Genomic DNA, 13,774 nt, shown 5'->3' with positions numbered 1-13,774 from the left:
GACCGTTCATTACCGTTGCAAGCATACCCATGTGGTCGCCTACTACGCGGTTCATACCCGCTGTAGCTAGACCTTCGCCACGGAACAAGTTACCACCGCCAATGACAACACCCACTTGAATACCTAGCTCTACTAGCTCTTTGATCTCCTGTCCCATACGATCAAGCACTTTAGGATCGATGCCGAAGCCTTCTTCACCCATTAGGGCTTCACCACTTAGTTTTAAAAGAACACGACGAAAAGCAGGTTTAGGATTGGTACTCATATTTATTAGTCCTGATTATGGCGATAGGGGTTATACACTCAACTCATTTATTAGCGTTTTATCTAACTAATACAAAAAACCAGTTGATTATATACGATAAGACCGCAGCAATTGCTACGGTCTTAGTTTAACTAGCAAAAGGAATTAACCTTTAGTAGCAGCGATTTGTGCAGCAACTTCTGCAGCGAAATCTTCTTCTTTTTTCTCGATGCCTTCACCTACTTCAAGGCGAATGAAACCAGTGATCTGCGCACCGGCTTCCTTGGCAGCGGCCGCGACGGTAAGGTCGGGGTTCATCACGAAGGCCTGGCCCAGAAGGGTCACTTCAGACATGAACTTGGCCATGCGACCAACGATCATTTTTTCGATCACCGCGTCGGGCTTGCCGGATTCGCGGGCGATCTCGATCTGAACCTGCTTTTCCTTTTCGACAACGGCCGGGTCAAGCGAGGCCTCATCCAGAGAAGCGGGGTTGGTGGCGGCGATGTGCATCGCAACCTGACGGCCAAAGACCTCATCGCCCTTGAGCGCAACCAAAACACCAATCTTGCCCATGCCGTCGGTGGCGGCGTTGTGCACGTAGGACACAACGGTATCACCCTCGAGCGCGGCCATGCGGCGCACCGACATATTCTCGCCAATGGTGGCGATCTTGGCGTTTACGGTGTCGGCAACGTTTTTGCCGCCCATGTCGGCGGCCAGCAGCGCCTCAAGATCAGAGACACCAAGAGCGGTTTTGGCGATATCGCGAACCATGCCCTGAAACTCGGCGTTTTTCGCAACAAAGTCGGTTTCCGAGTTCACTTCGACAGCAACCCCGCGGCCACCTTCGACCTGAACGGCAACCAGACCTTCGGCCGCGGTACGGCCCGATTTCTTGGCCGCTTTCGCAAGGCCCTTTGTGCGCAGCCAGTCAACCGCGGCTTCCATGTCGCCGTCGGTTTCGGTCAGCGCTTTTTTCGCGTCCATCATGCCTGCGCCCGTCGAATCGCGCAGTTCTTTCACCATTGCAGCTGTGATCGCCATTTTGGCTCTCCTCAAATTCAGTCAGGGATCGGGGGCGGGATGATACCCCTGCCCCCATGTCAGTTTCTTGACGTCGCTCAGCCTTCGGCTGTGGCGGCCTCGGCGATCACCTCTTCGACCGGTGCCTCTTCCATGGCGCCAAGGTCGATACCGGCGGCGCCCATCTGAGCGGTCATGCCGTCAAGTGCGGCCCGGCTCACCAGGTCGCAATAAAGTGCGATGGCGCGGGCCGCGTCGTCGTTGCCGGGGATGATATAGTCGATGCCGTCGGGCGAGCAGTTGGTGTCAACCACGGCCACGACCGGAATCCCGAGCTTGTTGGCTTCGGCCACGGCCAGGGCTTCTTTTTTCACGTCGATGACGAACAGAAGGTCCGGCACGCCGCCCATCTCGCGAATCCCGCCAAGCGATGCCTGAAGCTTGCCCTGGTCACGTTCCATGCCAAGACGCTCTTTCTTGGTCAGACCTTCGGCACCGCCCTCAAGGGCTTCGTCGATCTGTTTCAGGCGCTGGATCGATTTCGACACGGTCTGCCAGTTGGTCAGCGTGCCACCAAGCCAGCGGTGGTTCATGTAATATTGTGCGCATTTGTCTGCGGCATCGGCGATCGGCGATGCGGCCTGACGCTTGGTGCCGACAAACAGGATGCGGCCGTTCTTGGCAACGGTTTCACGGATCACATTCAGCGCCGCGTCCAGCATCGGAACGGTTTGCGTGAGGTCCATGATGTGAATGCCGTTGCGCGCACCATAGATGAACTCGCCCATGCGGGGGTTCCAACGCTGCGTCTGGTGGCCAAAGTGAACGCCAGCTTCCAACAGCTGACGCATGGTGAACTCGGGAAGAGCCATGGTCGTTTCCTTTTCCGGTTTTCGCCTCGGTACGGGGTGAGAAGCGGGATGCTTCAACCGGTGGACAAACAGGGATGTCTCCCCCATCAGCCCGCCCATACCTGCGGATTACAGTGCCGCGCGTATAGCGCCCGATGCGCCCGCCCGCAACCCCCGTCCCGGTTTTTCATGCCACAAGCGCCTCAACAAGCATTGGCCCATTGTCGCAGGCCCCCTTTGCGCATAGATACCTCGCTGTATAAGTGTCTGGATACCCGATGACCACGCCATTTGACGATTTGCCCGCTCCGCCCAAGAAACCGCGCCGCTTTGCCGGGTTGCGCGCCAGCTTTCTGACCGGCCTCGTGGTGATTGCCCCGGTTGGCCTGACGCTCTGGCTGATGTGGACGATCGTGGGCTGGGTTGACGGTTTCGTGCTGCCGCTCATTCCGCATAATCTCCAACCCCAGGAATATTTCGGCATCAACCTCCGCGGCATCGGCGTGATCATATTCCTGATCTTCACCGTCGTTGTCGGCTGGATCGCCAAGGGGCTGATCGGGCGTTCGCTCATCATCTTCGCTGAATCGCTGGTCAACCGCATGCCGGTCGTGCGTTCGATCTATTCCGGCGTCAAACAGATCGCCGAAACGGTCTTCGCACAATCCGAAAGCAGCTTCGAAAAGGCCTGCCTGATCCAATACCCGCGCAAGGACATCTGGGCGATCGGCTTTATCTCGATCGAGGCAAAGGGCGAGATCAACGAAAAGGCCCAGAGCGGCAGCAAGTTGATCAGCGTCTTCGTCCCGACCACGCCCAACCCGACCTCGGGATTCCTGCTGTTCTTCCCGCGCGAGGATGTGATCGAACTCGACATGAGCATCGAGGACGCCGCCAAGCTGGTGATCTCGGCCGGCCTCGTCTATCCGGGACAGGCCAAACCGGGAAAAAAGGAAACTAAGGCCACGACGGCCTGAGCCTTTCATCTTTCCGAAAATACTCAAATTCCGGCGGGGGCAACCACCCCCGCCCTCTCGATTTCCGCTTAAAGGGCGGTCCAGCCGCCATCGACGCTGATCGTCGTGCCGGTAATCTGCGCGGCCGCATCCGAACACAGGAACAGCGCCGTGCCGCCCATCTGCTCGACGGTGGCGAATTCCTTGGACGGCTGCCGCTTGAGCATGACGTTCTTGATCACCTCTTCGCGCGACATCCCGTATTCCTTCATCGTGTCGGGAATCTGCGATTCCACCAGCGGCGTCAGAACATACCCTGGACAGATCGCATTGGCGGTGATCGGCTCTTCGGCGGTTTCAAGAGCGGTGGTCTTGGTCAGGCCGATAATGCCGTGCTTGGCGGCAATATAGGCCGATTTGAACGGGCTTGCTGTCAGCCCGTGCGCCGAGGAGATATTGACCACCCGGCCCCAGCCAGCGGCACGCATCATCGGCAGGGCGGCGGCGGTGGTGTGAAACGCCGAACTGAGGTTGATCGCAATGATCGCATCCCATTTCTCGGCGGGAAACTTGTCAATCGCGGCGACATGCTGAATGCCGGCGTTATTGATCAGGATATCACAGACCCCGGCCTGTTCGATCAGTGCGCGGCATTGCGCACCATCCGACATATCGGCCTTGATGTAGCGCGCGCTCACGCCATGCTCTTTGGCGATTCCGGCGGCAAGTTCGTGATCTTCTTTCGAATCGGTGAAAGAGTTGAGAATCACATTCACGCCCGCCCGTGCGAGTTCCTGGGCGATGCCCAGACCGATGCCGGAATTCGATCCGGTGATGATTGCTGTTTTACCTTTGGCGCTCATGCCCATTCTCCCAAAACGTGTTGCAGACGCAGCATACGTGCTGCAAATGCGAATTGCACGTGGCTTGGCGATCACGTCCCGGAGAGGTAAACCACCCGATCCGCCAGGCCAAAAAAAACGCCCGCGCGAAGCGGGCGTCAAGTTATTGAGGCAGGTTTCATACAGGCAAGAAACCTATCGAGCAGTGCCCCCTTTATAAGCAATCCGACGCCGCAGTCCAAGCTAAAAGTTTGATAATGCATGAATCCGCCACTAGGGTCCGGACCTGACAAACAAGGAAGATTGAGGATTGTCGCCGGAATGAGATCAGATATTTTCCGCTTTGCCCGCGCCGGATTGCTCCTCTGGGCCTTGGCCGTGATGACCGCGCCGGCCACCGCGGACCCCGCCCATGGCATAGCTATGTATGGCGATCCGGCCCTACCACCCGATTTTGTGTCTCTCCCTTATGCCAACCCGGACGCCCCCAAGGGCGGACAGGCCGTGACCGGCAATGTCGGCGGCTTTGATTCGCTCAATCCATTCATCCTGCGCGGAACCTCGCCATGGCAATTGGCAAGCCTCACCCACGAAAGCCTCATGGGGCGATCCTGGGATGAACCTTTCACGCTATACGGCCTTTTGGCCGAATCGGTCGAGACCGGGCCGAATCGCGAATGGGTCGAATTCACCCTGCGCAAGGGCGCGCGGTTCTCTGACGGGACCCCGGTCACGGTCGAGGATGTGATCTGGTCCTACCGCGAACTTGGCACCAACGGGCACCCGCGCTATCGCGGGTTCTGGCAAAAGGTCGGCGAGATCGCCCAGACCGGCCCGCGCAGCCTGCGCCTGACCTTCAACGAGGAGGACCGCGAACTTGCGCTTCTGGCCGGGTTGCGCCCGATTCTGCAAAAGGCGCAATGGCAGGATCGCGATATCGCCGAGGCGGGCATTGCGGATATTCCCATCGGCACCGGTCCCTATGTGGTCGACAGCTACGAGATCGACCGCACTGTCGTCTTGCGCCGCAATCCTGCCTATTGGGGCAAGGACCTCGGGTATCGGCGCGGCACCAATAACTTTGACGAAATCCGGATCGAATTCTACGGCGATGACACGGTCCTGAAAGAGGCCTTCAAGGCCGGGCTGATCAGCTATGTGCGCGAATTCAACGCCGAGGCCTGGGCCAACGAATACGATTTTCCCGCCGTTCAGCGTGGCGAGATCGTCAAATCGGAGGTGCCGCACCAGAAACCCTCGGGCATGACCGGTTTCGTGATGAACACCCGGCGCGCACCGCTGGATGACTGGCGCGGGCGCGAGGCGCTGATCACGGCGTTCAATTTCGAGTATATCAACGATACGCTGACCGGCGGGCGCCAGCCGCGCATCACCTCGTATTTCTCGAATTCCGAACTGGCGATGGATCACGGCCCCGCCACGGGGCGGGTACGTGACTTGCTGGCGCCGTTTGCCGATACGCTCCTGCCCGGTGCGCTTGAGGGCTATGAGCTGCCCATCAGCGACGGCACCGCGCGCAACCGCAAGAACATCCGCCGCGCCATGGCGCTTCTGAACGAGGCCGGCTGGCGGGTCGTGGACGGTCGTCTGGTCAATGCGCAGGGCCGACCACTTGAGCTCACGGTCCTGCTGCAACAGGACGGGCTTATCGGTCAGGCGACGGCGATGATGGATATCTATGCCCGCGCACTCGAGCGTCTGGGCATCGCCCTGACCACCCAGATGACCGACAAGGCACAATATGCAGAACGCGAGGCGCAGTATGACTTTGATCTCACGCTCATGCGTCGTTCTCTGTCGCTTAGCCCCGGCAACGAGCAGATGTTCTATTGGGGGGCGCAGGGGGTCAATCAACCCGGAAGCCGCAATTTGATGGGCATGATCTCACCCGCCGCCGAGGCGATGATTTCTCATATGCTCACGGCCAGGGACCGCGCCGAGTTCGTCGCCGCCACCCGCGCGCTCGACCGGGTGCTGACCACCGGGCGCTATGTGATCCCGATCCATCAGTACAGTATCGGGCGTATTGCCCATAAGACACAGTTGAAATACCCAAGTGACCGCCTGCCGATCTACGGGGATGGAATTGGATTTCTACCCGAGGTATGGTGGTACGAGGCAGACTGATAACAACAGGCAACAAACTAGAGGCAGGAGCATGCGGAAACTGATTGCGTTCGCCCTTATCACCCTGATGGCAGGCTGTGCCACGGTCGATGGTGTGGGTCGCGACTTGTCGGGTGCAGCGCGCGGCGTTCAGAGCTGGTTCTGACGCGGGCCCACCGTCACGGAATTCATCACATGGCTGACCCGTCAGCAGGGCGCGGGGCGGATTTTTGTTGCCGGGCCCGGTGTTACACAAAGGCCCCACATGCGCCGCCGCAGACTTGTCATGGCGTCGCGCCGCCACGCTTTCCCCTTGACCCCCACGCCCATCATGTCAAAACCCGGCCATGAGCACAGCAATCCTGACCATTGACCTTGACGCGATTGTCGCCAACTGGCGTGCGCTGAATGCCATGAGCGAGGGTGAAACCGCCGCCGTGGTCAAGGCCGACGCCTATGGGCTTGGCATGGCGCGCGTCGCACGCGCCCTTGCCCGCGCCGGGGCCCGAAGCTTTTTCGTCGCCGTCGCCGAAGAGGGGGCCGCGCTGCGCGAGGCACTTGGGCCGGGGCCGGTTATCTATGTGTTCTCGGGCCATATGCGCGGCGATGCCGACATGATCGGCGACATGAACCTTGTGCCGATGATCAATTCTCTGGATCAGCTTGTCCGCCATGTCGAGGCCCTGCCCGGCCATCCCTTTGGCGTTCAGCTTGACAGCGGCATGAACCGGCTTGGCATGGAACCTGCGGAATGGGGCGCCATTCGCCAGATCGCCCTGGCGCAAAAGCCGCGCCTGATCATGAGCCATCTGGCCTGCGCCGATGAACCCGATCATGCCATGAACCCCCAGCAACTTGCCGCCTTTCGCGAGATGACCGCGGATATCGACGTGCCGCGCAGCCTTGCCAATACCGGCGCGGTCCTGCTGGACGAGGCCTATCATTTCGATCTGACACGGCCAGGGATCGGTGTTTACGGTGGCCGCCCCTACGCCGATGCACGCCCGGTGGTCACGCTTGATATTCCGGTGATCCAGTGCCGCGACCTCGCTGCCGGAGAAACCGTGGGTTACGGCAACAGCTTTACCGCCAGCCGCGACACAAGGATCGCGACCATCTCAAGCGGCTATGCCGACGGGATCATCCGCGCGATGGGCCCCAAGACCATGCTTTGGGCCGAGGACACCCCCTGCCCTGTTGCCGGGCGTATTTCGATGGATTTGATCGGCGTCGACATCACCGATCTTGGCTATGATCCGAAGACGCTTGAACTTTTGGGCCGCCATCAGTGTATCGACACGCTGGCCGATAACGCTGGCACGATCGGCTATGAAATTCTCACATCTTTGGGGGCACGCTATATGCGGCGATATCTGGGCGGATGACCGGGGTCATGTCATTCCTGGCCGCAATCGGGCGGTATGTGCTGACCGCTCTTGCGATCGTCGGGCGGATCACGCTGTTTGCCACCCAAACCATCAGCCACCTGGCGCGTCCGCCGTTTTACTGGCGCGAATTTGGCCAGGCGCTGGTTCAGGTCGGCTGGCTGTCGCTTCCCGTGGTGGGCATGACCGCAATTTTCACCGGCGGCGCGCTTGCGCTTCAGATTTACGCCGGCGGTTCGCGGTTCAACGCCGAAACCGTGGTGCCCTCGATTGTCGCCATCGGCCTTACGCGCGAGCTTGGACCGGTTCTTGGCGGGCTTATGGTGGCGGCGCGCGTCGCTTCCTCTATCGCGGCCGAGATCGGCACCATGAAGGTGACTGAACAGATCGACGCGCTGACCACACTGTCGACCAACCCGATGAAATACCTCACCCTGCCCCGCGTTCTTGCGGCCACTCTGGCGGTGCCGCTTCTGGTGGGTGTGGGCGATGCTCTCGGGATCATGGGCGGCTTTCTCGTGGGCATCGGACGGCTTGATTTCGGGGCGGCGACCTATCTTCACAACACGATTGACTTCCTTGAAAGCTGGGACGTCATTTCGGGCATGATCAAGGGCGCCGCCTTTGGCTTTATCGTCGCGCTCATGGGGTGCTATTACGGGATGAACTCGGGCCGCGGCGCACAGGGCGTCGGCAGCGCCACCAAGGCCGCCGTAGTGGCCGCCAGCGTCCTTATCCTTGCGTCCAACTACCTTCTGACAGAGTTGTTTTTCTCGGCATGATAGAGCTCAAAGACGTCCGCAAAGCCTTTGGCGACAATCACGTTCTGCGCGGCGTGAACCTGACCATTGAATCGGGCACCTCGATGGTGATCATCGGCGGGTCGGGCACGGGCAAATCCGTGGCCCTGAAATGCATTCTCGGCCTGATCACCCCCGATAGCGGCATGATCACGCTGGATGGCAAGGACGTCACAGCCGGTGACCGCGACGCGTTTCTGGCGCGCTTTGGCATGCTGTTTCAGGGCGGCGCGCTGTTTGATTCCCTGCCCGTCTGGCAAAACGTCGCCTTCCGCCTGTTGCGCGGATCGTTGAAACGCCCGAGGGAAGAAGCCCGCGAGATCGCGATTGAAAAGCTGCGCCGTGTCGGCCTGAAACCCGATGTCGCCGACAAGTTCCCGGCCGAGCTTTCGGGCGGCATGCAAAAGCGCGTCGGCCTTGCCCGCGCCATCGCCGCCGAGCCCGAGATCATCTTTTTCGACGAACCGACCACCGGGCTTGATCCGATCATGTCGGGGGTGATCAACGACCTGATCCGCGAAATCGTCGTCGAGATGGGCGCCACCGCCATGACCATCACCCATGACATGACAAGCGTGCGCGCGATTGCCGACAATATCGCCATGCTGCATGACGGGGTGATCAAATGGACGGGTCCGGTGGGCGAGATGGACCATTCCGGCGATCCCTACCTTGATCAATTCATCCACGGCCGCGCCGAGGGGCCGATCGAGGCGGTGCGGTGACAGCTCGCAAAGTGGCTTTTGGGGTGCTTAAACTCGCCAATCTCGCCCTTCTGGTCCTGTTCCCAATCGCGTGGTTCGCGCCGCTTTTGCGCGCCGGAATATTGCCGTTCTTCGCGCTTGATGAAATCAGCGTCATAACCGGCCTGCAAAGCCTCTGGGAGGCGGATGTGTTCCTGGCGCTGCTGGTGACGTTTTTTGCCCTCTTCGCGCCTTACCTCAAGACTATCGGCCTTGCGCTTATCCACTTTCACCTGTTGGAACGACGGGTTCTGCCGGTGCTTCAGGTGCTGGGCAAACTGGCGATGGCGGATGTGTTCCTGATCGCGCTCTATATCATCCTGTCGCGCGGTGCCGGTCTTGGCCGGGTCGAGACCGCCTGGGGGCTCTACCTGTTCAGCCTGTGCATCATCGTCTCGCTGCTGATCGGATGGATCACGGACAAACCGGCCCAGAACAGCGATATTGTTGATCATACCGAAACAAATATCCCTCGGTAACTTCGCGATTTCCAAGACTTTACCCCAAGTGAACGAATAAGCCTTTGGCCTTGGGCACAACAGGCGTAAACTTGCCTATGTTAAGGAAATGATCTTTCAAGGGGGAAGTCATGGCCGAACAATTAAAATCTATAGCTCTTTTGACCCAATATCTATTGCATCGGTTTGCTGTTATCGCCTTTGTATTGTCCGCGCTCGGGCTAAGCGCATTGACAATCGCGGCCTTTCTCAACGTCGCACCCTGGCTGGAATTCAACGTGAGCTTTGGTGGGGTAGTATATGAAAACGCGGGAAAATTCACACAGATCGGCCTGACCGTTCTGGCGATCCTGCTGTGTTTCTACCTGCCTGCGAACGGGCGTATCATGGCGCTTGAAAACTCGCACCGACGGTTTTCGCTCGGCATGCAGGACGTGGCGCGCGCCTATGCTGCTGCTCATGCCGCCGACCGAACCGGCGTATTTCAGCTTTCGTCAGAGTTTGACGCGGTGCGCGAGCGTCTCGCGTATTTGCGCGATCATCCCGATCTTGGCGGGCTTGAACCGGACCTTCTGGAAGTGGCCGCGCAGATGTCGCATATCAGCCACGAGCTCTCAGAGGTCTATTCCGACGACAAGGTGGCGCGCGCTCGGGCCTTCCTGACCCAACGCCAGCAAGAGGTGGACGCGTTCAATGCCCGCCTGGATCAGGCCAAACAGATCAGCCACGAACTCAGGCATTGGGCGCATGAGGTCGACCTTGAGGAAAGCGTCGCCAGCAGTCAGCTCGCGCGCCTGCGCGACGAGCTGCGCGACGTTCTGCCAGAACTCGGGCTGGAGGAGGTGCGGCGCGCCGATGGTACGGTGATCGACCTTTCGAAGAAGGCGGCGGAATAGCACGGGAACGGCTTTCGGGTTTGACCGGGCGCGCCAGTTGGGGCATCACCCGGTCATGGCGAAATCCAATTCCTTTTCCTGCACCTCCTGTGGTGCGTCGCATTCGCGCTGGTCGGGGCGCTGTGATGGCTGCGGCGAATGGAACTCGATCGTTGAAGAGGCGCCGCTTTCGACCGGCCCTAAGGGCAAGTCGCTTGGCGTCAAGCGCGGCGCGTTCCTGACGCTGACCGATCTTTCGACCGAAGAAACCCCGCCGCCGCGCACCCTGTCGGGTATAGGCGAGCTTGATCGGGTTCTGGGCGGCGGGCTTGTCCCGTCAAGCGCAGTCCTGGTGGGTGGTGATCCGGGCATCGGCAAATCGACGCTTTTGCTTCAGGCCGCCGCGCGATTTGCTGCTGCGGGCCTCAAGACCTTTTACATCTCGGGCGAAGAGGCAAGCGCACAGGTCCGCATGCGCGCACAGCGCCTTGGCCTTGGCGAGGCCCCGGTCAAGCTTGCGACAGCAACATCGCTGCGCGACATCCTGACCACGCTTGAATCAGAGCGCCCGGATCTTGTGATCATCGATTCCATTCAGACTGTATGGTCCGACACCGTCGAGGCCGCCCCCGGCAGCGTCAGTCAGGTGCGCGCCTCTGCGCATGAGCTGACCAGCTTTGCCAAGCGCACCAATACAAGCGTCATCCTGGTCGGCCATGTCACGAAGGACGGCCAGATCGCCGGGCCGCGCGTGGTCGAGCATATGGTCGATTGCGTGCTTTATTTCGAGGGCGAACGCGGGCATCAGTTCCGCATCCTGCGCAGCGTCAAGAACCGCTTTGGCCCCGCCGACGAGATCGGCGTCTTCGAGATGACCGGCGCCGGGCTGGCCGAGGTTTCCAACCCATCCGCTCTTTTCCTGTCGGGTCGCGGCACGCCAAGCCCCGGATCCGTGGTGTTTTCCGGCATCGAGGGCACCCGCCCCGTGCTGGTGGAAATGCAGGCGCTGGTCGCCCCCACCCCGCATTCGCAACCGCGCCGCGCGGTCGTGGGATGGGATGGCGCGCGCCTTGCGATGATCCTCGCGGTGCTCGAGGCGCGCTGTGGCATCCCGTTTGCCGGGCTAGATGTCTATCTCAACGTGGCCGGCGGATTGAAGATCAGCGAACCCGCCGCCGATCTCGCCGTCGCCGCCGCCCTGCTCAGTGCCCGCGAGGACACCGCCTTGCCCGCCGATACGGTGGTTTTCGGTGAGATAAGCCTGTCTGGCGCCCTCAGACCGGTGGGACAGACCGAAAACAGGTTGAAAGAAGCGCAAAAACTTGGTTTCACAGCCGCAATTACCCCGTCAGGTGGCAAGGCGGGTGCTGACAGCGGGCTCAGACTGACGCATATGGGCGATCTGACTGCGTTTGTCGGGGACATTTTCGGCGCAGGCTAAGCGCGTAAAGGGACAGGAAGAGACGAATGGAAGGTTTTACCATCATTGATGGCGTCGTGGCGCTGTTTATCGTTTTATCGGCGCTCTTGGCCTATTCGCGCGGGCTTGTGCGCGAGGCTCTGGCGATTGCTGGCTGGGTGGTCGCAGGTATCCTTGCGTTTCTGTTCGCGCCACAGATCGAACCGCTGGTCAAGGAAGTGCCGGTCGTGGGCGAATTTATCGCCGACAGTTGCGAGCTAAGCATGATTGCAGCCTTTGCCGCGGTCTTTGCCCTTGGCCTTATCGTCGCCTCTTTGATCACACCGCTGTTTGCCTCGCTGGTTCAGCGGTCCGCGCTTGGCGGGATTGATCAGGGGCTTGGCTTTGTGTTCGGCGTGGCGCGCGGCGTTCTCCTGATCGCGATTGCCTATTTCGTCTACGAAACGGTGATCACCTCGCAATCCATCGAGATCATCGACGACAGCCGCTCGGCGCGGGTTTTCGCCACGCTGACCGGCAAGGTCGAGGATGGCAATCCCGAACAGGCGCTTGGCTGGATCACAGAGCAATATGAACAGCTTGTGGGTGCCTGCGACAAGCCGGAATAACCCCGGAAATGTTGCAAAGCCCGCTTCTTGCAGTGATGATCATGGCGGTGGCCGGTATGGCCATTGCTCTTCAGGCGCCGATCAACTCGGCACTTGGGCGCAGCATCGACAGCTCTTTGGCAGCGGCGGCAATTTCCTTTGGTGTCGGCTTTGCGACCCTCTTGGTATTGGTGGCACTTGGCGGCGAGACAGGCGCCTTCGCCCGCGCCGGCGCGGTGCCAAAATGGCTGTTTCTGGGCGGTGCCCTTGGGGCGTTTTATGTCTGGGCCGCCCTCTGGGGCGTGCCGATCCTCGGGGTGCTCACCACGATCACCGTCGTGATTCTGGGCCAGATGGCCGCCGCGCTGCTGCTGGATTACATCGGCGCCTTTGGTCTTGTGGCGCGCGATCTGTCGCCCGCCCGCATCCTGGCGGTGCTGCTTGTGGCGGGTGGCGTGATCCTGTCACGCTATTGAGATAACCGGGGCCCGACGTCGCAGTGGTCACATTTTGTGATAGTTTCGTGACATGGCCCGCCCAAGCGCGTAAGAGAGGCCCCAAGCGAAATGACCGGATTCGGAGTTGAACCGCTTTGCCCAAACATATGCCCCCCGCGCACCCCTTTGACGATGACAAACTGAAAGAGGAATGCGGTGTTTACGGCGTCATCGGCGTGACCGATGCCGCCAACTTCGTGGCCCTCGGCCTGCATGCCCTGCAACATCGCGGACAAGAGGCGGGCGGTATCGTTAGCCATGAGCCCGAACAAGGCTTTAACAGCGTGCGCCGTTTTGGCTATGTGCGAGACAATTTCACCCGTCACAGCCTTATGGAAACGCTGCCGGGGCCGCTGGCTATCGGGCATGTGCGCTATTCCACGGCCGGCAGCAAAGGCGCCGCGATCCGCGACGTGCAGCCGTTCTTTGGAGAGTTTTCGATGGGCGGCGCGGCGATTGCCCATAACGGCAATATCACCAATGCCGAGGCCCTGCGCAAAGAGCTGATCGAGCGCGGCTCGATTTTTCAGTCAAGCTCGGACAGTGAATGCATCATCCACCTGATGGCGCGCTCGCTTCAGCGCAATATCCCCGAACGGATGGAAGACGCTTTGCGCCGGGTCGAAGGCGCCTTCTCGATTGTCGCCATGACGCAGAGTGAACTTATCGGTGTGCGCGATCCGCTTGGGGTGCGCCCGCTGGTTCTGGGTCAGGTCGCCGATGGCTGGGTCCTGAGTTCGGAAACCTGCGGCCTTGATATCATCGGCGCCACCTATGTGCGCGAGATCGAGCCCGGCGAGATGGTGGTGATTTCCGAAAAGGACGGCGTTCAAAGCCATTATCCCTTCCGCCGCGTGCCGTCGCGGTTCTGCATCTTCGAGCATGTCTATTTCTCGCGCCCCGATTCGATCATCGGCGGGCGCTCTGTCTATGAAACCCGCCACCAGATCGGTGTCGAAATGG

Annotated in this window: 14 protein-coding genes and 2 pseudogenes; 12 read left to right on the top strand and 4 right to left on the bottom strand. The window is 60.1% G+C overall.

Annotated elements, in window-relative coordinates:
* The 3 genes and pseudogenes from QZ522_RS12900 to rpsB form a co-directional block, all read right to left on the bottom strand.
* Positions 1-265, bottom strand: a pseudogene (locus QZ522_RS12900) (UMP kinase); the annotation flags it as partial.
* Between the two features lie 144 nt (positions 266-409).
* Positions 410-1,291: a translation elongation factor Ts gene (gene tsf / locus QZ522_RS12895; RefSeq protein ID WP_294612142.1), complete on the bottom strand. Its 882-nt coding sequence runs from the start codon at positions 1,289-1,291 to the stop codon at positions 410-412.
* Positions 1,292-1,368: 77 nt separating this feature from the next.
* Positions 1,369-2,142, bottom strand: a complete 774-nt coding sequence (gene rpsB / locus QZ522_RS12890) for a 30S ribosomal protein S2 (RefSeq protein ID WP_294612139.1) — start codon at positions 2,140-2,142, stop codon at positions 1,369-1,371.
* A gap of 257 nt (positions 2,143-2,399) precedes the next feature.
* Here rpsB and QZ522_RS12885 point away from each other — a divergent pair, with 257 nt between their 5' ends.
* Complete coding sequence (locus QZ522_RS12885; protein WP_294612137.1) at positions 2,400-3,098, top strand: DUF502 domain-containing protein; 699 nt, start codon at positions 2,400-2,402, stop codon at positions 3,096-3,098.
* 68 nt (positions 3,099-3,166) lie between these two features.
* Here the strand turns inward: QZ522_RS12885 and QZ522_RS12880 are convergent, their stop codons facing one another.
* Positions 3,167-3,940, bottom strand: a complete 774-nt coding sequence (locus QZ522_RS12880; protein ID WP_294612134.1) for a 3-hydroxybutyrate dehydrogenase — start codon at positions 3,938-3,940, stop codon at positions 3,167-3,169.
* A gap of 360 nt (positions 3,941-4,300) precedes the next feature.
* On the opposite strand from QZ522_RS12880, the gene QZ522_RS12875 reads away from it, so the two are divergent.
* The 11 genes and pseudogenes from QZ522_RS12875 to QZ522_RS12825 form a co-directional block, all read left to right on the top strand.
* Positions 4,301-6,067: an extracellular solute-binding protein gene (locus QZ522_RS12875; RefSeq protein WP_294612147.1), complete on the top strand. Its 1,767-nt coding sequence runs from the start codon at positions 4,301-4,303 to the stop codon at positions 6,065-6,067.
* A 31-nt stretch (positions 6,068-6,098) separates the two neighbouring features.
* On the top strand, positions 6,099-6,212 hold the full coding sequence (locus QZ522_RS12870) for an entericidin EcnA/B family protein (RefSeq protein WP_294612111.1): 114 nt from the start codon (positions 6,099-6,101) through the stop codon (positions 6,210-6,212).
* Positions 6,213-6,393: 181 nt separating this feature from the next.
* Positions 6,394-7,431 (top strand): alanine racemase, encoded by a 1,038-nt coding sequence (gene alr, locus QZ522_RS12865; RefSeq protein WP_294612108.1) that lies wholly within the window; start codon positions 6,394-6,396, stop codon positions 7,429-7,431.
* Positions 7,428-8,213 carry an ABC transporter permease gene (locus QZ522_RS12860; RefSeq protein WP_294612105.1) on the top strand — a complete coding sequence of 262 codons (786 nt, stop codon included), beginning with the start codon at positions 7,428-7,430 and terminating at the stop codon, positions 8,211-8,213. The genes alr and QZ522_RS12860 overlap by 4 nt, the downstream gene beginning before the upstream one ends.
* Positions 8,210-8,956, top strand: a complete 747-nt coding sequence (locus QZ522_RS12855; protein ID WP_294612102.1) for an ATP-binding cassette domain-containing protein — start codon at positions 8,210-8,212, stop codon at positions 8,954-8,956. Before QZ522_RS12860 ends, QZ522_RS12855 begins: the two co-directional genes overlap by 4 nt.
* Positions 8,957-8,979: 23 nt before the next feature.
* Entirely contained in the window at positions 8,980-9,453 is a 474-nt protein-coding gene (locus QZ522_RS12850; protein WP_294612144.1) for a paraquat-inducible protein A, read from the top strand.
* 110 nt (positions 9,454-9,563) lie between these two features.
* Entirely contained in the window at positions 9,564-10,328 is a 765-nt protein-coding gene (locus QZ522_RS12845; RefSeq protein WP_294612099.1) for a DNA repair protein, read from the top strand.
* 55 nt (positions 10,329-10,383) lie between these two features.
* Positions 10,384-11,748, top strand: coding sequence for a DNA repair protein RadA (gene radA / locus QZ522_RS12840; protein ID WP_294612096.1), 1,365 nt, complete (start codon positions 10,384-10,386; stop codon positions 11,746-11,748).
* Positions 11,749-11,774: 26 nt separating this feature from the next.
* Positions 11,775-12,335 carry a CvpA family protein gene (locus QZ522_RS12835; RefSeq protein WP_294612094.1) on the top strand — a complete coding sequence of 187 codons (561 nt, stop codon included), beginning with the start codon at positions 11,775-11,777 and terminating at the stop codon, positions 12,333-12,335.
* Positions 12,336-12,343: 8 nt separating this feature from the next.
* Positions 12,344-12,790 (top strand): DMT family transporter, encoded by a 447-nt coding sequence (locus QZ522_RS12830; RefSeq protein ID WP_294612091.1) that lies wholly within the window; start codon positions 12,344-12,346, stop codon positions 12,788-12,790.
* A 128-nt stretch (positions 12,791-12,918) separates the two neighbouring features.
* Positions 12,919-13,774 (top strand): annotated as a pseudogene (locus tag QZ522_RS12825) (amidophosphoribosyltransferase); the annotation flags it as partial.

The sequence above is a fragment of the uncultured Roseovarius sp. genome (genome assembly GCF_913054395.1).
Classification (GTDB): Bacteria; Pseudomonadota; Alphaproteobacteria; order Rhodobacterales; family Rhodobacteraceae; genus Roseovarius.
The sequence above is the reverse complement of the archived record's forward strand: the minus strand, read 5'-3'. Positions and strand labels throughout refer to the sequence as shown.